The sequence below is a fragment of the Streptomyces sp. NPDC096176 genome (assembly GCF_044763255.1).
GTDB lineage: Bacteria > Actinomycetota > Actinomycetes > Streptomycetales > Streptomycetaceae > Streptomyces.
The window spans coordinates 343,149-362,288 of sequence record NZ_JBIWFV010000002.1; the positions used below are offsets into that span (position 1 = coordinate 343,149).

21 protein-coding genes and 1 pseudogene are annotated in these 19,140 nt (G+C 70.8%); 9 read left to right on the plus strand and 13 right to left on the minus strand.

The window, feature by feature from the left end; genetic code table 11:
- Positions 1 to 90 precede the first annotated feature (90 nt).
- The 4 genes from ACIQ7Q_RS06700 to ACIQ7Q_RS06715 form a co-directional block, all read right to left on the minus strand.
- A complete protein-coding gene (locus tag ACIQ7Q_RS06700; RefSeq protein ID WP_403857088.1) occupies positions 91 to 549 on the minus strand; it encodes a universal stress protein in 459 nt (152 codons plus the stop codon).
- A 65-nt stretch (positions 550 to 614) separates the two neighbouring features.
- Positions 615 to 1,229 (minus strand): FMN reductase, encoded by a 615-nt coding sequence (locus ACIQ7Q_RS06705; protein ID WP_403857091.1) that lies wholly within the window; start codon positions 1,227 to 1,229, stop codon positions 615 to 617.
- Positions 1,226 to 2,353, minus strand: a complete 1,128-nt coding sequence (locus ACIQ7Q_RS06710; protein ID WP_403857094.1) for an LLM class flavin-dependent oxidoreductase — start codon at positions 2,351 to 2,353, stop codon at positions 1,226 to 1,228. Before ACIQ7Q_RS06710 ends, ACIQ7Q_RS06705 begins: the two co-directional genes overlap by 4 nt.
- Positions 2,354 to 2,458: 105 nt before the next feature.
- Positions 2,459 to 3,253 (minus strand): hypothetical protein, encoded by a 795-nt coding sequence (locus ACIQ7Q_RS06715; protein WP_403857098.1) that lies wholly within the window; start codon positions 3,251 to 3,253, stop codon positions 2,459 to 2,461.
- A gap of 953 nt (positions 3,254 to 4,206) precedes the next feature.
- Between ACIQ7Q_RS06715 and ACIQ7Q_RS06720 the strand changes: the two genes are divergently transcribed.
- The 4 genes from ACIQ7Q_RS06720 (at position 4,207) to ACIQ7Q_RS06735 (ending at position 8,303) form a co-directional block, all read left to right on the plus strand.
- Positions 4,207 to 6,273: an FAD-dependent oxidoreductase gene (locus ACIQ7Q_RS06720; protein ID WP_403857101.1), complete on the plus strand. Its 2,067-nt coding sequence runs from the start codon at positions 4,207 to 4,209 to the stop codon at positions 6,271 to 6,273.
- A gap of 182 nt (positions 6,274 to 6,455) precedes the next feature.
- Positions 6,456 to 7,328, plus strand: coding sequence for a septum formation family protein (locus tag ACIQ7Q_RS06725; RefSeq protein ID WP_403857104.1), 873 nt, complete (start codon positions 6,456 to 6,458; stop codon positions 7,326 to 7,328).
- Between the two features lie 204 nt (positions 7,329 to 7,532).
- Positions 7,533 to 8,108 (plus strand): PadR family transcriptional regulator, encoded by a 576-nt coding sequence (locus tag ACIQ7Q_RS06730; RefSeq protein ID WP_403857107.1) that lies wholly within the window; start codon positions 7,533 to 7,535, stop codon positions 8,106 to 8,108.
- A gap of 12 nt (positions 8,109 to 8,120) precedes the next feature.
- Entirely contained in the window at positions 8,121 to 8,303 is a 183-nt protein-coding gene (locus ACIQ7Q_RS06735; RefSeq protein ID WP_403857110.1) for a hypothetical protein, read from the plus strand.
- A gap of 136 nt (positions 8,304 to 8,439) precedes the next feature.
- On the opposite strand, the gene ACIQ7Q_RS06740 is transcribed toward ACIQ7Q_RS06735, so the two are convergent.
- The 3 genes from ACIQ7Q_RS06740 to ACIQ7Q_RS06750 form a co-directional block, all read right to left on the minus strand.
- Positions 8,440 to 9,753, minus strand: a complete 1,314-nt coding sequence (locus ACIQ7Q_RS06740; protein WP_403857113.1) for a serine/threonine-protein kinase — start codon at positions 9,751 to 9,753, stop codon at positions 8,440 to 8,442.
- A gap of 70 nt (positions 9,754 to 9,823) precedes the next feature.
- Positions 9,824 to 10,585, minus strand: a complete 762-nt coding sequence (locus ACIQ7Q_RS06745; RefSeq protein ID WP_403857116.1) for a class I SAM-dependent methyltransferase — start codon at positions 10,583 to 10,585, stop codon at positions 9,824 to 9,826.
- Complete coding sequence (locus ACIQ7Q_RS06750; RefSeq protein ID WP_403857119.1) at positions 10,578 to 11,216, minus strand: potassium channel family protein; 639 nt, start codon at positions 11,214 to 11,216, stop codon at positions 10,578 to 10,580. Before ACIQ7Q_RS06750 ends, ACIQ7Q_RS06745 begins: the two co-directional genes overlap by 8 nt.
- Before the next feature lie 231 nt (positions 11,217 to 11,447).
- Between ACIQ7Q_RS06750 and ACIQ7Q_RS06755 the strand changes: the two genes are divergently transcribed.
- Positions 11,448 to 11,897 carry a hypothetical protein gene (locus tag ACIQ7Q_RS06755; RefSeq protein WP_403857122.1) on the plus strand — a complete coding sequence of 150 codons (450 nt, stop codon included), beginning with the start codon at positions 11,448 to 11,450 and terminating at the stop codon, positions 11,895 to 11,897.
- A gap of 78 nt (positions 11,898 to 11,975) precedes the next feature.
- Here the strand turns inward: ACIQ7Q_RS06755 and ACIQ7Q_RS06760 are convergent, their stop codons facing one another.
- The 5 genes from ACIQ7Q_RS06760 to ACIQ7Q_RS06780 all read right to left on the minus strand — a co-directional run bounded on the left by ACIQ7Q_RS06760 (position 11,976) and on the right by ACIQ7Q_RS06780 (position 13,990).
- A complete protein-coding gene (locus ACIQ7Q_RS06760; protein WP_403857125.1) occupies positions 11,976 to 12,758 on the minus strand; it encodes a DUF72 domain-containing protein in 783 nt (260 codons plus the stop codon).
- A 44-nt stretch (positions 12,759 to 12,802) separates the two neighbouring features.
- The gene (locus ACIQ7Q_RS06765; RefSeq protein WP_403857128.1) at positions 12,803 to 12,967 is read right to left on the minus strand and encodes a hypothetical protein; all 165 of its coding nucleotides are present in this window, start codon (positions 12,965 to 12,967) and stop codon (positions 12,803 to 12,805) included.
- A gap of 45 nt (positions 12,968 to 13,012) precedes the next feature.
- A complete protein-coding gene (locus ACIQ7Q_RS06770; protein ID WP_403857131.1) occupies positions 13,013 to 13,369 on the minus strand; it encodes a PRC-barrel domain-containing protein in 357 nt (118 codons plus the stop codon).
- Entirely contained in the window at positions 13,366 to 13,668 is a 303-nt protein-coding gene (locus ACIQ7Q_RS06775; protein ID WP_403857134.1) for a hypothetical protein, read from the minus strand. Before ACIQ7Q_RS06775 ends, ACIQ7Q_RS06770 begins: the two co-directional genes overlap by 4 nt.
- A 109-nt stretch (positions 13,669 to 13,777) precedes the next feature.
- The gene (locus ACIQ7Q_RS06780) at positions 13,778 to 13,990 is read right to left on the minus strand and encodes a hypothetical protein (protein ID WP_403857137.1); all 213 of its coding nucleotides are present in this window, start codon (positions 13,988 to 13,990) and stop codon (positions 13,778 to 13,780) included.
- Between the two features lie 716 nt (positions 13,991 to 14,706).
- Here ACIQ7Q_RS06780 and ACIQ7Q_RS06785 point away from each other — a divergent pair.
- The 4 genes and pseudogenes from ACIQ7Q_RS06785 to ACIQ7Q_RS06800 form a co-directional block, all read left to right on the plus strand.
- Positions 14,707 to 15,114 carry an STAS domain-containing protein gene (locus ACIQ7Q_RS06785; protein WP_403857140.1) on the plus strand — a complete coding sequence of 136 codons (408 nt, stop codon included), beginning with the start codon at positions 14,707 to 14,709 and terminating at the stop codon, positions 15,112 to 15,114.
- 309 nt (positions 15,115 to 15,423) lie between these two features.
- Entirely contained in the window at positions 15,424 to 16,326 is a 903-nt protein-coding gene (locus tag ACIQ7Q_RS06790) for a DUF3626 domain-containing protein (protein WP_403857143.1), read from the plus strand.
- 425 nt (positions 16,327 to 16,751) lie between these two features.
- Positions 16,752 to 17,696 carry a DUF5996 family protein gene (locus ACIQ7Q_RS06795; protein ID WP_403857146.1) on the plus strand — a complete coding sequence of 315 codons (945 nt, stop codon included), beginning with the start codon at positions 16,752 to 16,754 and terminating at the stop codon, positions 17,694 to 17,696.
- 124 nt (positions 17,697 to 17,820) lie between these two features.
- Positions 17,821 to 18,027: pseudogene (locus tag ACIQ7Q_RS06800) on the plus strand (VOC family protein); the annotation flags it as partial.
- A gap of 47 nt (positions 18,028 to 18,074) precedes the next feature.
- Here the strand turns inward: ACIQ7Q_RS06800 and ACIQ7Q_RS06805 are convergent.
- Positions 18,075 to 19,013, minus strand: coding sequence for a hypothetical protein (locus ACIQ7Q_RS06805; RefSeq protein WP_403857149.1), 939 nt, complete (start codon positions 19,011 to 19,013; stop codon positions 18,075 to 18,077).
- Positions 19,014 to 19,140: the final 127 nt, after the last annotated feature.

Sequence of the window (19,140 nt, forward strand, 5' to 3'; positions counted from 1 at the left end):
GAGAAGCCGGTGCTCCGGACGACATCGCCTGCGTCGTCGTCGACGTGACCCTTTCGTCGGCGTGAGGCCGCCCGGACCGCTTCGGGCACGTCAGTCGGCAGAACCGCGTACCACCACGACCGGGCAGGGCGCGTGCTGAGTGAGATGCAGGCCGACGGAGCCGAGCAGGGTCGCCTTGAAGCCGCTGTAGCCGCGGTCGCCGACGACCAGCAGCGAGGCGCCGTCCACCCTGTCCATCAGGGCCTGCGCCGCGCTGCCGATCATGATCGTCCGGGTCACGGCCGCGGCGGCCTCCGCGCCGAGCGTCTGCTCGAGGGTGTCGGCGAGCACCTTGGCCGCCAGCCGCTCGGGGTCGAAGTCGGCCGGCATGGCGGGGACCATCGCGGCCCAGCCGGCGGACGGGTACTCCCAGCTGATGACGGCCTCCAGGGGATCCCCGGTCAGCCCGGCCTGCCGTACGGCCCATCTCAGGGCCCTGATCGACGGCTCGGAGCCGTCGACGCCCACAACGATCCTGCCTTCGCCCGCCGTGCCGGTCTCGTCCGCCATACCCGCCACCTCCGTAGCTGTAGCCCGGTTCAAGCCTACGTAAAACCGCTCAGACAGTTGTAAAACTAGGCAAAGAGGTCGGCGGTGGGCGTGGCGCGGTCCGGCTCGGCCTCGGCCCGAGGGGCCATCAGGGCGGCCAGGTCGCGGCCGGCGCGGGCGATCCGGTCCGGCAGGGTGTCGGTGAGCGCGTCGCCCGTGCCGCCCCAGTCCTCGGACGCCGCGAACACGGCGGTCGGCACGACGAGCGCCCGCAGGTAGGCGAAGAGCGGCCGCAGAGCGTGCTCCAGCACCAGAGAGTGCCGTGCCGTTCCGCCGGTCGCCGCGATCAGCACCGGCTTCCCGGTGAGCGCGTCCGGCTCGATCAGGTCGAAGAACGACTTGAACAGCCCGCTGTACGAGGCGGTGAAAACCGGTGTGACGGCTATCAGCCCGTCCGCGCCGGTCACTTCCTCGATGGCGTCGGCGAGCCGGTCCGACGGAAAGCCGGTCACCAGGTTGTTGGCGATCGCCACGGCGAGGTCGCGCAACTCGACGACACTCACCCGCACCTGACGGTCACTGCCGGCGAGTTCGCGGCGTACGGACTCGGTGATCCGGTCGGCCAGCAGCCGGCTGGAGGACGGCACTCCCAGCCCGGCGGAGACGACCACGAGGTTCAGGGCTGCGGCCTGCTGCGTCATGACGTCTCCTCCGTGCTCTGCGTGTTCTTCCTGCTCTGCGTGTCGCCGCCCGTGCTTCGACGAAGGACGGCGGGGTGCGTCGGCGCGGTCTCCGGGACTCCGGCGGGCCGCAGCTTCGCGAACTCCTCGCGCAGCACCGGCACGACCTCCTCGCCGAGGATGTCGAGCTGTTCGAGGACCGTCTTCAGTGGCAGTCCCGCGTGGTCCATCAGGAACAGCTGGCGCTGGTAGTCGCCGACGGCGTCGCGGAAGCCGAGCGTCCGCTCGATCACTTCCTGCGGGGAGCCGACGGTCAGTGGTGTCTGCTCGGTGAAGTCCTCCAGGGACGGCCCGTGGCCGTAGACCGGCGCGTTGTCGAAGTACGGGCGGAACTCCCGCACCGCGTCCTGCGAGTTCCTGCGCATGAACACCTGGCCGCCGAGGCCGACGATGGCCTGCTCAGGGGTGCCGTGGCCGTAGTGCGCGTACCGCTGCCGGTACAGCTCGACCATCTTCCGGGTGTGGGACATGGGCCAGAAGATGTTGTTGTGGAAGAAGCCGTCTCCGTAGTACGCGGCCTGTTCCGCGATCTCCGGGGAGCGGATCGAGCCGTGCCAGACGAACGGCGGGACGCCGTCCAGCGGACGCGGGGTGGCGGTGAAGCCCTGAAGCGGTGTGCGGAACTTCCCCTCCCAGTCGACGACGTCCTCCCTCCACAGCCTGTGGAGGAGCGCGTAGTTCTCGACGGCCAGCGGCATCCCCTGGCGGATGTCCTTGCCGAACCACGGATAGACCGGGCCGGTGTTGCCGCGTCCCATCATCAGGTCGACCCGGCCGTCGGCGATGTGCTGGAGGTAGGCGTAGTCCTCGGCGATCTTCACCGGGTCGTTGGTGGTGATCAGTGTGGTCGAGGTGGAGAGGGTGATCCGCTCGGTCAGCGCGGCGATGTGGCCGAGGAGGGTGGTCGGGGACGAGGGGACGAACGGCGGGTTGTGGTGCTCGCCGGTCGCGAAGACGTCCAGGCCGACCTCCTCCGCCTTGCGGGCGATGGCGACGGTCGCCTTGATCCGCTCGTGCTCGCTCCGCGTACGGCCGGTGGTCGGGTCGGGGGTGACGTCGCCGACCGTGAAGATGCCGAACTGCATGGAGGCTCACCTCTCGGGTCTAGTTGAACATTGAACTAATCGTATCGCTCAACCGTCACACCCCGACCCCTATTCCCAGGCCCTCCAAGCCCCGGTGCCCTGCCCTCAGCCGGACCCGAAGGCGCCCGGGAACAGCTGGCGGAAGGCGTCCGCCGACTCGGTGCCCGACCGGCCGAAGGGCGCGTCGAAGTCCCACACCAGGAAGAGCAGGAAGGCGATCAGCGCGCTGAAGAGACCCGCGAGCAGCAGCTCACGGAACGTCCGGCCGATCTGCATGGTGAAGATCAGTCCGATGGTGATGACAGCTCCGCTGATCAGGCCGAACCAGACGATGCCGGGAAGTGTCTCGCCGGCGCCCGCCGCGCGGGCGTTGCGCGCGTCCTCCGCGGCGGCCACCTGGTCCAGCATCGGCTGGTACGCCTGCGCCTCCAGCTCGTTCTTCGGCTCGCGCTCCGCGACGCCGGTGCGCACGACCGCCAGCAGCTCCGTCCCGCGCGGCGACAGCTCCTCGTGGTTGACCATCCGCGGCCACTCGTCGTCGACGACCTCGAAGACGTAGGCGTCGATGTCCTTGCGGAGCTGGTCGCGGAAGTCGGCCGGATAGACCTGCGCGCGCTGGGTCACCTCGTGCAGTGCCTGCGCCTCCGTACGCACGGCGTCCTGAGCCGCGCCTCTCGCCTCCCAGACGCCCGCGATCGCCAGGCCCAGCACGATCGCGTACACGACGCCCACCATCATCACCATGTACTCGAGCACGTCGGGCGTCTCGGGCGAGTCCCGCGCCTCCAGTTCGTCCGCCACGTCCGCGCTGCGTGGCCTGCGCTGACTGAGGAGCGTGGCGACGAGGACGACGGCGCAGGCGGCGGCCATCACGATGGCCAGGACCAGCCATTCGGACATGAGGGTCTCCGGTGGTGTGGGGAGGGCGGGGGTGCGGGGTGTGGTTCAGGCACGCCCGCGCCGGTTGGCGGCGGACTGCGAGCGGGGACGCAACAGGGCCGCTGCGAGCACGGCCGGTGTCGTGGTCACCAGCATCAGGATCGTGAGGGGCGTCCCCGTGGGCTCCGGCGCTCCGGTCGTGGGCCGGTACGTGCGGATGGCGACGGCTTCGACCCGCTCCGGCGGGGGGCCCGCGGCGGGCGGCGCCGGCTTCTTTGGCGGCGCCGGGGCGGGCGGGGGCTCCTCCGGTGGCGGCTCGACGGGCGGGGGCGGGGGTGACGGGACGGTGGGTGTCGGCTCGTCGGAGGCCGAGGGCGTGGGCGCAGGGGGTGTCGGCGGTGTCGGAGGAGACGGCGCGGTGGGCGTGGGTGCCGGTGGCTTTGGAGCGGGGGGCTCGGGGGGAGGGGTGGGCGTGGGGGGTGAGGGCGTCGGAGGCGGGCACTCCCCGAGCCCGACGGTCACGGAGAGCGCTGCCCCGCCCAGGCCGGGCAGCGACACCGCCACCGCCAGGGTCGGCGGTGCCTGGCTCGGTGCGGGCTCAGGTGTGGGGGCCGATGCGGCCTCAGGTCCGGGAGGGGGCCGGGGGGCCGGCTCCGGCTCGCGGTCGGGTGCACCGGCCGTCACCTCCGGGTGCCCCGGCCCGTTGGCCGCGTCAGATGCGTGAGTGCCGATCACGGCCCCCTGTGTTCCGAGAATCGCCACGATCCCCAGTGCGCTCACGTGCTGCCATCCCGCCACGAGGACACGGTAGAGGTCCGGAACGTAGTCGTATGACCAGGATCACCCGTATGGCTGATGAGCGAATTTGTCCGACCGCAGGGACGGCCCTGTGGTGCGAATCATTTATGCACTTTGTTGCATAAGGGGGAGGGTGCGGCTAGAAAACAAAGGACACCCGTGCGAGGAGGCACCCGATGAGTACGAGCACCAACAGCAGCACGAGCACCGCCGCGGCCGGACAGGCCGCGTACCCGCACCTGCTCAGCCCGCTCGACCTCGGGTTCACCACACTGCCGAACCGTGTCCTGATGGGCTCCATGCACGTCGGGCTCGAGGAGGCGGAACGCGGCTTCGAGCGCATGGCTGCCTTCTACGCCGAGCGCGCCCGCGGCGGAGTCGGGCTCATCGTCACCGGCGGAATCGCCCCCAACGACCGCGGCCGTCCCTATGAGGGCGGCGCCAAGCTCACCACCGAGGACGAGGCCGCGCAGCACCGCGTCGTCACGGACGCCGTGCACGCCGAGGGCGGCCGGATCGCCATGCAGATCCTGCACTTCGGCCGATACGCGTACCACCAGGACCTGGTCGCGCCCAGCGCCCTCCAGGCACCCATCAGCCCCTTCGTCCCGCGCGCGCTGACCGACGCCGAGATCGAGGAGACGATCGAGGACTTCGTACGGGCCGCCCGGCTGGCGAAGTCGGCGGGCTACGACGGCGTCGAAATCATGGGCTCCGAGGGCTACTTCATCAACGAGTTCATCGCGAGCGCCACCAACCACCGCACCGACCGCTGGGGCGGTTCGTACGAGAACCGCGTCCGGCTGCCCCTGGAGATCGTCCGCCGCACGCGCGAGGCGGTCGGCACCGACTTCATCCTGATCTACCGGCTCTCCATGCTGGACCTGGTGCCCGGCGGCTCCTCGCTCGAAGAGGTGGTCACGCTCGCCAAGGGGATCGAGGCGGCCGGTGCGACGATCATCAACACCGGGATCGGCTGGCACGAGGCCCGTATCCCCACGATCGCGACGTCCGTGCCGCGCGGCGCGTACACCTGGGTGACCAAGAAGCTGATGGGCGCCGTCTCGGTCCCGCTGGTGATGAGCAACCGCATCAACACGCCCGAGGTCGCGGAGGAACTGCTCGCCGACGGGCGCGCCGACATGGTCTCGCTCGCCCGGCCGTTCCTCGCCGACCCCGCCTTCGTGGCGAAGGCGCGGGCCGGTCGTTCGGACACCATCAACACGTGCATCGGCTGCAACCAGGCCTGCCTGGACCACACTTTCAGCCTCAAGATCACGTCCTGCCTGGTCAATCCGCGCGCCTGCCACGAGACCGAACTCGTCCTCGCTCCCACCCGTCTGAAGAAGCGCATCGCCGTCGTCGGCGCGGGCCCCGCCGGTCTCGCCTGCGCCGTCTCCGCGGCCGAACGCGGCCACACCGTCACGCTCTTCGACGCATCGGACGAGATCGGCGGTCAGCTCAACATCGCCAAGCGCATACCGGGCAAAGAGGAGTTCGACGAGACGCTGCGCTACTTCCGCACGCAGCTGCGCGAGCACGGCGTCGAGGTGCGCCTCGGCGAGCGCGTCACCGCCGACGACCTTCCGGCCGGCGAGTTCGACGAGGTCGTCGTCGCCACCGGCGTGACGCCGCGGACGCCCGAGATCGACGGCATCGACCATCCGAGCGTGGTCAGTTACCTCGACGTGCTGCGCGACGGCGCGCCCGTCGGCGAGCGGGTCGCCGTCATCGGCGCCGGCGGTATCGGCTTCGATGTCGCCGAGTTCCTCACCGACGGCGGCGAGGGCGCGAGCCTGGACGCGCAGACGTACTTCCGCCAGTGGGGAGTCGACACCGACTACGCGGCCCGGGGCGGACTGACCACACCCGTGCGCCCGGCCCCGCCGCGGTCCGTGCACCTCCTCCAGCGCAAGGCCAGCAAGGTCGGCGCCGGCCTCGGCAAGACGACGGGCTGGATCCACCGCACGGAACTCAAGCACCGCGGCGTGACGATGACGGCGGGCGCCACGTACCGGCGGATCGACGACGAGGGCCTGCACCTGACCGTCGACGGCACGGCGTCGGTGCTGCCCGTCGACACAGTGGTGCTCTGCACGGGCCAGGAGCCGCAGCGCGCCCTGTACGACGAGCTCTCCGCCGCCGGCCGGGCCGTCCACCTCATCGGCGGCGCGGACGTGGCGGCCGAACTGGACGCCAAGCGCGCCATCGACCAGGGGACGAGGCTGGCGGCCACCCTCTGATCACGCGTCCTGGCCGGCGCCCGGGACAGGTGGAGGCGCAGGTCCGACCTGTGTGTACGGCCCCGGGGACGACGTGTTCGCGTCGCCCCCGGGGGGCCGTTTCACCCGTCCACGACCCGGCACACAGGTGGCATACCATGCGCACGTCATTCATAAGACTTTCATAAGAGGATGTACGCGTCATGGCTCTCCGCACCCCGTCACGCCCCCTGCGCGGCATATCTGCCGTCGTCGCCCTGCTCGCGGTCGGTACGGTGGGCTGCTCCGTCGTCGACAGTGCCAAGGACGGCGCCGAGAAGGTGGCCCGCCAGCGGTCGGTGTTCTCCCTCGCCGTCGGGGACTGCTACAACCCGAACGGCAAGGCCGAGGGTGAGGCGCTCGCCATCGAGGTCGTGCCCTGCGGCGAGGCGCACGAGGCCCAGGTCGTCGGAGAGTTCACGCTCGACGACGCCAAGTCCTTCCCCGGCGACAAGGCGATCACGGCGATCGCCGACGAGCGGTGCCCGGCGGAGGCGGCGAAGTTCGCCCCGGACACCTGGGCGCTTCCCAAGGGCGTCGACATCTTCTACTACACGCCGACCACCGAGAGCTGGACGACCGGCGACCGCGCCGTGAGCTGCACCTACACCAAGGAGAACGGCACGTTCACCGGCTCCCTGAAGGCCGACTCGTCGAAGCCGGAGCAGGCCACCTACCTCAAGGGCGCCAACGCCGTCTACGACGCCCTGTGGGCGAACCAGCCCGAGGCGCAGAACGTCGAGGAGGACCTCGACGGCTACAAGGGACAGGCCAAGGCCGTCGCCGCCGCCCTCGACGCGCACGTCAAGGGCATGAAGGACATCAAGGGCACAGAGACCGGCAAGCTGCGCGCGCAGCTGGAGAAGACCGCCGGCCACTGGAAGAAGGCCGCGAACGCCGCCGACGCCGACGCGTTCTACATCGCCTACGACCCGGCCTTCACCGGCATCGACCCGAACAAGACGGTCGCCGCCCGCAAGGAGCTCGGCCTCGCCACCACCGTTCCGGCCGACGACGCCGAGGTCTGGGCGGGCTGACGGTCCACGGAGCGAACCCGGCGCCGCGTTCGCCTCGGCGGCCCGGCCGGGTCCGTCCGGGCCGCCGACCGGGTCCACCAGGCACTGGCCGGGTTCGTCCCGGGCGCCGGCCGTTTTCGTCGAAGGCACCGGTCGTTTCCGCCCGGGCGCCGGCCGGGCCGGGCGCGTGGCAGGCCGTGGTGACGCGAGTCCTACCATGCGCCCATGTCCCTGCCGCACGCCATCCTCACGGCCCTGCTCGAGAAGCCCTCTTCCGGGCTGGAGCTGACCCGCCGGTTCGACCGGTCGATCGGCTACTTCTGGTCGGCCACGCACCAGCAGATCTACCGGGAGCTGGGCAAGCTCGAACAGGCCGGCCACATCCGCGCCCTGCCGTCCGAGCAGCCGACCCGCGGGCAGAAGAAGGACTACGAGGTCCTGCCGGCGGGCCGGGATGAACTGGCGGCCTGGGTGAACCGCTCGGAGGACCCCCGGCAGATCCGCGATCCGCTGCTGCTGCGTCTGCGTGCGGCGGCCGTGGTGGGAGGCGCGGGCATGGAAGCGGAGCTCGTACGCCATCTGGAGCTGCACAGGGCCCAGTTGGCCGATTACCTCGCGATCGAGGAGCGCGACTTCCCGCCCGAGCGCCGGGCGAGCAGGGAGGACCGGCTGCGTCATGTGGTGCTGCGAGCCGGTATCGAACTGGAGACGTTCTGGACGACGTGGCTGACGGACACCCTGACGGAGCTCGCCGGCCCGGATGCGGCGCCCTCCCGACATGCGGAACCTGACACCCCGTGAGATCGTCGCCGGGTGACGGACTCCTTGATCGCCGCCTTCTGCGTGGCTGCTCTCGCCCTGTTGCTGAAATCCGCCGTGGGCTTCGCCCGCGCGGGCGGTGCCGACCCCTCGACGGAGGCCCGCTCCTTGACGCTGGCCCTGTACGGCGGCGGGCTCGCCCTGCTCACGCTCGGCCTGTTCATCGCACTGGCCTGACCTGACCTGACCCGGTAGGGCCTGACCTCGCCGGACCCGCCCGGCCCATCCCGCGACGACCCCGGCCCGATCCGACCCGGCCCGATCCGACCCGACCCGACCCGACCCGCGACGAACCCGGCACGACCCGGCGGGATCAGTCCTGGTCGTCGTCGCGGTCGTGCCGGTCCCGCATTCGCTTCCTGTCCTGCGACTCCCCGTCCTGAGCCTCCTGCTCCTCGTCGCTCCCGGTGCCGCCGTCGGCGGAGACCGTCGGTGACACCAGCCCGTCCGCGGACGGCTCCTCCCGCAACACGTCCGCTGACGGCGTCGGTTCGGTCGACGGGGCCAGCTCCGCCGGCGGGGCGGGCGCGGTCGGGAGGTTGTCCGGCGGGTCGCCGGGCGAGAACCAGACCATCCCCACCAGCACCGAGGCGACGAAGGCCACGGCACCGGCGATTCCGGTGGTGACGAGAGGGCGCCGCTGCAGCAGCGTCCGGGGCCGGTGCCGTGACGACACCCGCGCGCCGGCCACTGACGGCAGCGCGTATGTCGTCGCAGGCGTCGGCCGGGGGCCGGTCACCGGGGGAGGTGTCGCTACGGATGCCGGTGCCTGTGCGGGGGCGGACTGCGGCAGTGGCGGGGGCAACGGCTGGGGGCGTCCCCGCCAGGAGTCCCAGCGGAACCAGTCCGCGACCTGTTCGGCGGTGGGCCGGTCTCCGGGCTGCTTGGCGAGCAGCCCTACCAGGTACGTCTCGAAGGCGCCGGGCATGTCGACGCCGAGCCGGCGAGGCGGCACGGGGACGGCGTCGACGTGCTGGTACAGCGTTCCGGTGGCGGTGTCCGACCGGAACGGCGGCTGCCCTGCGAGCAGCTGGTAGAGGACGCAGCCCAGGGAGTAGATGTCGGAGGCCGGGCCCGCGGGCTGCCCCAGCGCCCGCTCGGGTGCCAGGTAGAGGCTGGTGCCCACGATCTGGCCAGTAGTGGTGAGCGCCGCGCCGGGATCGTCGACGAACCGGGCTATGCCGAAATCCCCGATCTTGACCGTTCCTTCGGTGTCCACCATCAGGTTTCCGGGCTTGATGTCCCGGTGTACGACCCCTTGGCGGTGGGCCGCGGCCAGACCGGCGGCCGCCTGCGTGGCGATATGGGCGACCCGCTCGGGGCTCAGCCTGCCCTCCGAGGTCAGGGCCTGCGCCAGGCTGGTGCCCTCGACGAGCTCCATGACCAGGAAGAAGCGGTCCTGCCAGGCGCCGAAGTCGTACACCGCCACCAGGTGCGGGTGGCTCAGCCGGGCCGCTGTCCGGGCCTCCAGTTGGAACCGTGCGGCGGCCGACGGGTCGGTGTCGCCGCCCAGCAGCAGTTTGACCGCGACCTGCCGGCCCAGCACCTCGTCCGAGGCGCGCCAGACCTCGCCCATCCCGCCCCGGCCGATGGACGTTTCCAGTCGGTACCGATCTGCCACCAGCACCTGCGCACCAACCCCGATGTGTTCCGACAAGACGCCGGATGTCACCAACCCGACGGCAGAAGAACCTACTTCACGACCCGACCGGGTGATCGTCCAGGGCACCCGCGGCGCCGTCGCCCGGCTCGTCCGTCACGGGTCCGGTAACAGCGATGAGCGCATAGCGTTCGTCGCTCACCGGTCCGCCCCACAGGTCGGCCTCGCCGTCGAGCCGTTCGACGCGTACACCGGCGACCAGCGGGCTTACGGCGGCGGTCAGTCGGCGTGCGGTGACGCCGCCGTGCCACGGCAGCGCGTCCGCCCCCGCCACATAAGGAACGGCGCTCTGCCCTGCTTCCCGCCATCGGCCTTCGACCATCACCAGCCGCCCGCCGGGGCGCAGTCGGCCGACCCATCGGCGCAGCGCGGCCTCGGGCTCGGGCAGTGTCCACACCAGATGCCGGCAGAGCACCACGTCGAAGAGCCGGTCCCCGATGGGCGGCGCGGCCGCGTCCCCGACCAGGAAGACCCCCTCCAGCCCGGCGTCTTGGAATTTCGCACGCGCCTGCCCGACCATCCGTGGCGCCAGGTCGACCCCGGTGACCCGGTGGCCGGCTCCGGCGAGCAGCAGGGACATCGAAGCGGTCCCGCAGCCGACGTCGAGCACGTCGCACGGCCCGTCCGGCACCCAGCTCCGCAGCCGCCGCTCCCATGCCTGCCGAGTGCGCCGTGCCCGCAGCCCGTGGTCCGGTTCGTCGTCGAATGCGTCCGCCGCGGCGTCCCAGTACTCGGCGACAGCACGCTCGTTGAGGGCACGCTCGTTGTCGGCGGCTCGGGGGAAGGGCTCGTCAGTCATGCCGTCCATCATCTCGGCGACCACTGACATCACCGCCGCGGCTGTCACTCCCGCCGTTACCGTCACCGTCACCGTCACTGTCCCCGTCTCCGTCGTCTTTGCCGGCGCCGCCGTCCCGCCCTCGGCCGGACGTGAGCCGGGTACGGAGCGACCGGGAAAGCGCGGTCGCGCCGGCGGTGAGGAAGACGAAGTTGTAGAAGATCTGAACGAGCGTCACCGTGCGGGCCGTCTGCCCCTGTGGGGTGACGTCGCCGTAGCTGACGGTCGCCAGCGTGCCAATGGTGAAATACAGCGCGTCCAGCCTCGTCCGCAGGCCGACGAACTGGCCCGGGTCCCTGGCCAGGGCGTGGTACGCGCCGGAGAAGACGAGCAGCGACAGACACATCAGCAGCGGGATGGCGATGCCGGGGCGGGTGCCCGGCCTGTCGGTGTTGACGTCCCTGACCTGGAACAGCAGCAGCAGGGCGACCAGCGTGAGGGCCAGCGTGACGAGCGTCCAGCTGATGACGGGTCGGTGCGGGCCGACCTCCTCCAGGGGGAGCAGGAAGTACGCCACCGTCATGAGGAGCGCAAGGAAGCCGCCGAGCAGCCTCAGCCGCATCGGTCCCGCGCCGCGTATGCGGTCCGCCACTTGTCCGCCTCCCGCCCGACGCCGAGGACGACGCCCCGTCCGCGCCCACCTGCGCCCACGATCGGCGCCGCCGACGGCCGTCCGCCACCCGTGCACCGCCGAACGGCGCACACCGCCCCGCGCCCGGCCGGGTCACTCGGACAGCCGTACCCCAATGGCCGCCGCCCCTGCCCGGGCCGATGCTCGAAGCCCGTTCACGCCGCGTGGCCGGGACGACGAACAGGACACCGTATGAGCCACCAGCAACGAACGGCCGGCCACGGCCCGCACGGCCGCTCAGATGCCCATGACACCGACCCGATCAGCGGCTGGGTCAGGGGCGGGGTCGCCTTCGCGGGCGTCCTCATGCTCTGCAGCGGCGTCCTCGTCCTGCTTCAGGGCATCGCCGCCGTCGTCGAGGGCGACGTGTACGGCAAGGTCGGCGACTACGTGTACCGCATCAGCCTCACCGGTTGGGGCTGGATCCACATCGTCCTCGGCCTCGCCGTCGCCCTCACCGGCGCGGGAGTGCTCAAGGGCGCGGCCTGGGCGCGCTACACCGGCATCCTGCTGGTCTCCCTCAGCCTGATCCTGCAGTTCCTGTTCCTGCCGTACGCGCCGGTCTGGTCGGTGATCGTGATCGCGATCGACCTCTTCGTCATCTGGGCCCTGTCGTCCTACCGCATCGCCCGTACGCCCTGAAAGCGACGGCCGCGTGGTCTGTCCTGACCTGGCCGAACGGGGCCGCCGCCGCCCCTCCCGCCCGCGCCTGCCCGCGGGTCAGAACCCGCCCACTCGGTGTCTCGGAGGCGTGGGGCTCACCGTGCGGCCGGCCGCGGTCGCCGCGTGGGCGAACTTCGTGGCGTCGAGGACGGCCGCGCCGCCCGGGTCGTTGTTGAAGTAGACGTACACGTCGTTCTCGTCCGGCCACGCGTCGGCGATGCGGCCCGCCCAGGAACGCAGTGCCTGGTGGCCGTAACGCGGCCACGGCTGCGCGAGCCCGGCGTGGAAGCGTACGTAGCCCCAGGGTGCCGTCCGCCACAGCGGGGTCACCGGGCGGGACCCCCGGTCGGCCCAGCACAGGGCGCTGCCATGCCGTTCCAGCACCGTACGGAGCCGGTGCTCCTCCGCCCACCACGACGCGTGACGCAGTTCGACGGCCACGCGGACCGGGCGGGGGAAGCACTCCAGGCAGGCGTCGAGGGCCTCGGTGTCCACCCGGAAGTTCGGCGGCAGTTGGAGCAGCACGGGCCCCAGCCGGTCGCCCAGTCCGGCGGCGCGGTCCATCAGACGGTGCACCGGCTCAGCCGGGTCGCGCAGCCGCTTGATGTGCGTCAGATAGCGGCTGGCCTTGACCGCCATGACAAAACCGTCCGGCGTGCGCTCGCGCCACGAGGCGAAGACCTCCTTGGTGGGGAGCCGGTAGAAGGCGTTGTTGTTCTCGACGGTGGCGAACCGCCCGGCGTACTCCTCCAGCCACAACCGCTGCGGGACGCCGGGCGGATACAGAACGCCCCGCCAGTCCTTGTACTGCCACCCCGAGGTTCCCACGGTCACGGGCATGGCCGATCCCCGCCCTGGCCATGGACCGTGCGCATCGGAATCCCCTAACGGGCGGGGCGGGCGCGCCGGGACCAGCGGACGCCGAAGAAGGCCACATCGAGCACCAGGACGGCGATGCCGATGATCAGCAGGTACATCAGACCCTCGGTGACGACGCCGACGATCCCGAGCACGACGGCGATGATGATCAGGAACAGGAAGAGCGCCATACGACGAGCACCTCCTTCGACGGACAGCGATTGAGGGCACTCTGTTCAGCGGCGCGCGAGCTGCCGCACACCGTTCGCCCCGGGACGGTAGGCCATGCCGTAGTGCGTGAAGATCGCTCGCTCGTCCTCGGCGGGAAGGACACCGTCCGTGTCGATGGAGGGCGCCTTCTTGACGTGGCCCTTGGCGTACGGGACCCGGAGGTAGCGGGGCCCGACGACGGCCTCGACGATCGGGACGAAGAACAGGCGCTGACGGGTGGGAAGCCCCGAGCGGACCGTGGCCATGGCCGGTTCGTCGGTGCTCGTGTCCACGTAGACGGCTTCGAGCGAACCGATCTTGTTGCCCTTCTCGTCGACGACGTCGTGTTCGCGCCACTCGCGGATATCGGCGGGCCGAATCATGCGTTCTGCTCCCTCAGCGGATCGTGGGCGGCCGGTGTCGGCGGCCCTTCCGGGGTGTCGTCGGACGACGGCCTGCTGGAGGACAGCCAAGACCTCGCTGGTCCGGCGGGACGCGTGGTGTCCACGGTGAGCTGCAGCCTCGTGCCTCCCTCGCGCCCCGCGGGGTAGCTGCGCTGCTCGTCGCCGGCGAAACAGCGGCGGAGCACCTCGGCGACGCGCCGGGCGGTCTCGGGGTCGGCAGCGACGATGCGGACCTCGGCGTGCCCGGCGGCCGGTATGGACTCGACAGCTTCGTTCATGGACGTCGTCTCCAGGTGGGGTCATGCCGACGGCCGACACCCCGGTCGGCCCTGCCGTTGCCCTGAGTGGCCGGCGTGACGCTGCAAGCGCCGGCGAGGGACCGGGCCGTCATCCGGGGTCGCCGTCGCGGTTCTCCGTGCCGGCGGCCCGGTCGGTCGGCCGACGGTGCTTGTGCGGCCGACGGCGGCGGATCCCCGGCCTGAGGTCGCTGTAGTGGTAGGACGCGATCCGTGCACCGTGCTGAGCGTCGAGGCGCCGGATCAGGGCGACCCCGACAGCGATCATGGCGAGGATCGCCGCCACGGTGATGACTGTCTCCATGGCTTCTCACATCCCTCGGCCGCAGGCCGACGGCCCCGATGAGCAGCCGAGGGCTGCGCCATCGCCCGTCCACCCGCGGGTTCCCTGCTCAGGGCGCCCTTAACGTCACCTCGTCGGCACCCGTCGACCGGGCGGGTCGGGGACGTTCCGGTGTTGTCGATCGCCGGGATCGACCCTACGGGAAGGCGGGGACGCGAAGTGCGCCCAGTGACTTGACTTTACTCCGACCGAGGGTCCGTAGCCCCTGGTCGGAGGGGGTTCGTGCGCGGACTGGCCCTTTGGCGACCACCCCCGGTGGGCCTTGGCCCTCGCGGCCGAAGTCGGACGTTCGTCCGGTCCCGTGAGCGGCCGGACGCCTTGCGGCACGCGCCCGGCCGCGGGCCTGTGCGGTGGACCGCCTCAGCAGGCCACGCACAGCGACTCGCCCAGCGGCGAGCACGGCATCGGCGCCGGCGAGCTCAAGCACAGGGCGTCGCCTTTCGGAGCGCGTGACGACGTGACGAGCGGTGCGCGACGAGCGCTATCGGGCGGCGGGCGGCGGGTGGCTGGCGCTGCATCGTCCTCCGCCACCCCCGTCGCGCACCTGTTCGGTGGCAGCCGCACGGCAGGGCCTGGTTGCTTCCTGTGGGTGGCGGATTTCCCCCGCCGGAGGGACGCGCCGCTCCTCAGGGGTGATCGCGCGTTCCCCGGCCACGGCGGAGTCGGTTGATCACCGCGTGAGTACCGCAATCACCAGTCTGATACTGGCACCGAAACCTTTGACCGCCCCCACCACGACGGCCGAGACGAGCGCGGACAGCGCCGCGCCCGGCGACATAACGATCGTCCGCTCCTACGCCGGTCGCGGCGCCGTCCTGCATCTGCATCTGCAGGGCGACATCGACCACTTGAGTGCCGCCCCGCTGCGAGACCTGCTCGCCGGTGCGGCGGCCGACTACTCGCGTCTGACCGTTGACGCGTCGCGGGTCACCTTCGCCGACTCCGCTCTTCTGCGGGCGCTGGAGCTCTGGCCCCGACGGGGCCGCCGCACCTTCAGTTTGGAGCGCCCCTCCCGACCGGTCCGGCGACTGCTCACGGCGGCGTCGGTCGCCGCCAGAAGGATGGGCCGGTCGGCCCACTGCTGAGAGCGGCATCGAAACCGTCGGCCCCGACGTCATTGTCCACGCGGGACAGGATGCCGAGGCCGACGCTTCGACGAGCTCCGCAACGATGCCGAGGCGGACGCGGAGGCCCGGACACGTGCCTCCGCTGCGGACACGGACTCCTCGTGCCCGTGGCGTCTGCCTCCCGCTGCCCGCCCGATCCAGGTGGGCTACTCAGCCACGCTCGTTGCCCAGCACCCCTCGGAGATCGTCGTGTTCGACTACCCAGGCGCAAGCCGGCGCCACGAAATCCATGTGCACCGGTCGAAAGGCTCGGGGGACACTGCACGGATGAGCTCCGAAGCCTCCCGGACACCGCAGGAACGGGCCCTTCGTCATGTCGCGGCACTGGCGTCGGGCCCTCCGGTGGATCCGTCGCTGCGTGTGACCCTCAACTTCCACCCCGACCGACTGATACAGGGCCGGCCGATCCTGGACGCTCTCGCTGACGACGGCGTCTACCGCTCGCAGTTCGTGACGGGGACCAGCAACGGTGGGCTGACCGCCCACCCCGGCGGAGACCGGTGGCTCTGGGAGAGCCGGATCTTCAACGGCTCGTACGACAAAGCGCCTGATCATGAGCGGCCCGTCTACGGGGCGTTGAACTTTCGTCGCAAGCCGGTCGGCGGAGCGCCGCGGTTCGGCTCCGCCCACCTCCGGCTGACTGCCCGGACGATGGCCCGGACCACGTTCTGCTACCCCGACAGCTTCCTCGAACCATCGGACTTCGCTGTTGCCGCCCGCATGGGGCTCATCGAACGTGCCCTGGCCGACAGCCAGGACGACCTGGACGACTACATCGAAGCCCAAGTGCACGGACCGGTCCGACTGGACCGCGATGTGGAGGCGCTTGTCCTGGACCCCTGCTACCAGGACACGGCTGTCGAGGCCGCGGCGCTGCGCCTCGGCTGCCCCGTGGAGTGGCACCAGGGCTTCCGTCTCGCGGCCGAGGAACTCCGCCGTCACCCCGACTACCGTGGTGAGGAGTACGTCGACCTGGGCACGCGGATCGCCGTCGGCGGCGTACTCGACCCTCGCATCGTCGGAGACGCGGCACGTGACGACCGCCATGACCTTCAGGCGGTCAAGAAGGTGTGGCACTACCTGGCCCGTTTCGGGGCGACTGGGCGGGCCGCCGACGAATCGGCTCGACCGGCAGAGACGAAGGACGCCGTGCTCGACGGCCCTCATTGAAGTTCCCCTTCGGAGCGGGGCGATGAGCACGCCGTTACTCGGAATGCTGCGCCTGGGAGGGATTCGGGAGGTGCGGAAGCGGTGCACGCGGAGCCTGGAAGGGGCGCATGGACCGGAGGGCCTTGGATCTTGCGTGGGGGCCCGGGACAGCGGGGCTCATGGGCACACGCGTGCTTCGGTGATGTCGAAGTTGCGGGGGAGCAGAACGCTGCGCAAGGTGGACGAGACGGGGATCGACTCACACTCTGCGTTCGTCCGACGGTTTACCTGGTCAGCCCAGGGGGCATCGACCGGGCGCGAGGTGGGGCAGCGCCGGCGCATGTCGGGCACTGCCGCGGCGGGCGACTTGGGCCTGTGCCGACGGTGTATTGGGGGGCGACCGGCGACGCGAGGAGTTGTGGGAGGCCGAGCAGAGGACCACCATCATGGGGACGACGGAAACCTCCCGGGCCGGGTCGGCGTGGCCGCGGTTGCGCGTCGACGACTGGGTCGAGACCCGCGAAACGCTGCACATGTGGACTCAGATCGTGGGCAAGATCCGGTTGGCACACGCTCCCCTGCTCAACCACTGGTGGCAGGTGGTCCTTTACGTCACTCCGCGGGGACTGACCACCTCCGCCGTTCCCTACGGCGCCAGAGCCTTCGACATCGAGTTCGACTTCGTCGACCACATGCTGCATCTGCGCACCAGTGACGGCGGTGCCCGCGGCATCGCCCTGAAGTCCATCCCGGTGGCCGACTTCTACGTCTGTGTCGGGCAAGCGCTGGAGGAGCTGGGCGTACCCACAACCATCCAGGGCCATCCGAACGAGGTCGAGCCGGCGGTCCCGTTCTCGGTGGACTACCAGCACCACACCTACGACCCGCGTGCGGCGCAGTTGTTCTGGCGGCAACTCCTGCAGGCCGACCGTGTCATGGGTGCGTTTCGTGGACACTTCGTCGGCAAGGCGAGCCCGGTGCACTTCTTCTGGGGGGCCATGGACTTGGCGTGCACCCGGTTCTCAGGGCGGCGTGCCCCCAGACATCCCGGGGGCGCACCGAACTGCGGTGACTGGGTCATGGAGGAGGGCTACTCGCACGAGCTGAGCAGTTGCGGGTTCTGGCCAGGCGGTGGGGACGAAGGGGCCTTCTACTCGTACGCCTACCCCGAGCCGGCCGGGTTCGCCGACAGCCCGGTCACCCCGTCGGATGCCTTCTACAGCAGGCAGAACCGGCAGTTCCTGCTGCCGTACGAGGCGGTGCGCACCGCCGACGATCCGGACCGCACACTCGCCGGCTTCCTGCACAGCACCTACGTGGCGGCCGCGGACGGGGCCGGATGGGACCGGGCATCACTGGAGACCGATCCGGAGCGCTGGGTCGACCGGTGAGTGTCGGGCACCCCGGTGGGCAGGCTCATGGATGTGGTGGCCGCCGCCGGTCAGGATGCCCGTCGCCCGCACAGGCCCGGGACGCGCCCTGGCGGCGGCGGAAGGGCAACAGCAGACGAGTGGCAATGTGCGGGTTGCCGACATCGCGGCCTTCTACGAGCAGGCGGTAGCCAAGGGTGCGCAGTTTCTCACCGAGCCCCTCGACCGCAAGGCCGAACTCCGCTGCTACCTCAGGGAGCCGGACGGCCACCTGATCGAAGTCGGCCAGGCCACCGGCATGCTGGAGGGCACCTTCGCGGATCGCGCCGACCCGCCAGGGAGTAGGGCGTGATATCCCTGGCAGGGCGGAGCCCGAGCAGCCGCCGGCTTCCGGGGGCGTCAGCCGGTGCAGCCGGGGACGGGAGCGGACCCACCGCAGTTGTCCGGGCGGTTGTTGCGCACCGTGGAGCCGGTCAGCGTCACCGTGCTGTCGTCGTTGTTCCAGATGCCGCCGCCGTCGATCCCCGCCGTGTTGTCACGCACCGTGGAGCCGGTCAACCTCACCGTGCTGTTGATGTCGTTCCAGATGCCGCCGCCGTCGACTCCCGCCGTGTTGTCACGCATCGTGGAGCCGCTCAGCGTCACCGTGCTGTTGAAGATGTTGTAGATGCCGCCACCGGACCTTGCCGCCTCGTTGTTGCGTACCGTGGAGCCGCTCAGCGTCACCGTGCTGTCGAAGTTGTTGTAGATGCCGCCGCCGTCGATTGTCGACGTGTTGTGCTCCACGATGGAGCTGGTCAGCCTCACGGTGCCGAAGTTGATGATGCCGCCGCCGGAATGCGAGGTGTTGCTGCGTACCGTGGAGCCGGTCACCGTCACCGTGCTGTTGACGTTGTTGTAGATGCCGCCGCCCGGGCCTGCCGTGTTGTGCTCCACCGTGGAGCCGTTCAGTTCCAGCGTGCCGCCGTTGTTGTGGATGCCGCCGCCGTTGCCGCCAGTGCCGTTGGTGATGGTCAGACTGTCCAGTCGCACCCGGACGGCTCCGGTCACGGTGACGGTGGAGCCGGCGTGGTTGCCGTCGAGGACGGCGGGTTCGAGGCCGGTCAGGGTCAGGTCCTTGGTGATGGTGAAGGGGCCGGTGCAGGTCCCGCTCACCAGTAGCGTCGCCCGCGGGGCGGCGCTGTCGATGGCAGGTTGCAGGGCTACGGGGTCGCCGTCGCAGTTCACCACGGTGAGTTGGCCGGCCGCGGCCGGAACCGCCCCGACCAGGCCGACCGCCCCCGTGGTCACTGCCAGCACCGTCGCCGACAGTGCCGCACGAACTGATCCCTTGAGCATCCAGCTTCTCCTGTCTCCGCGCGGGACACGCCCGAGGTCCTGCACCGCTGTCGTCCTCCGGCATGGACGGCCTGCGCGCCCACACCCGATAGCAACCGGTGCCCCGGCGGTGGTGGAGGCACGCCGA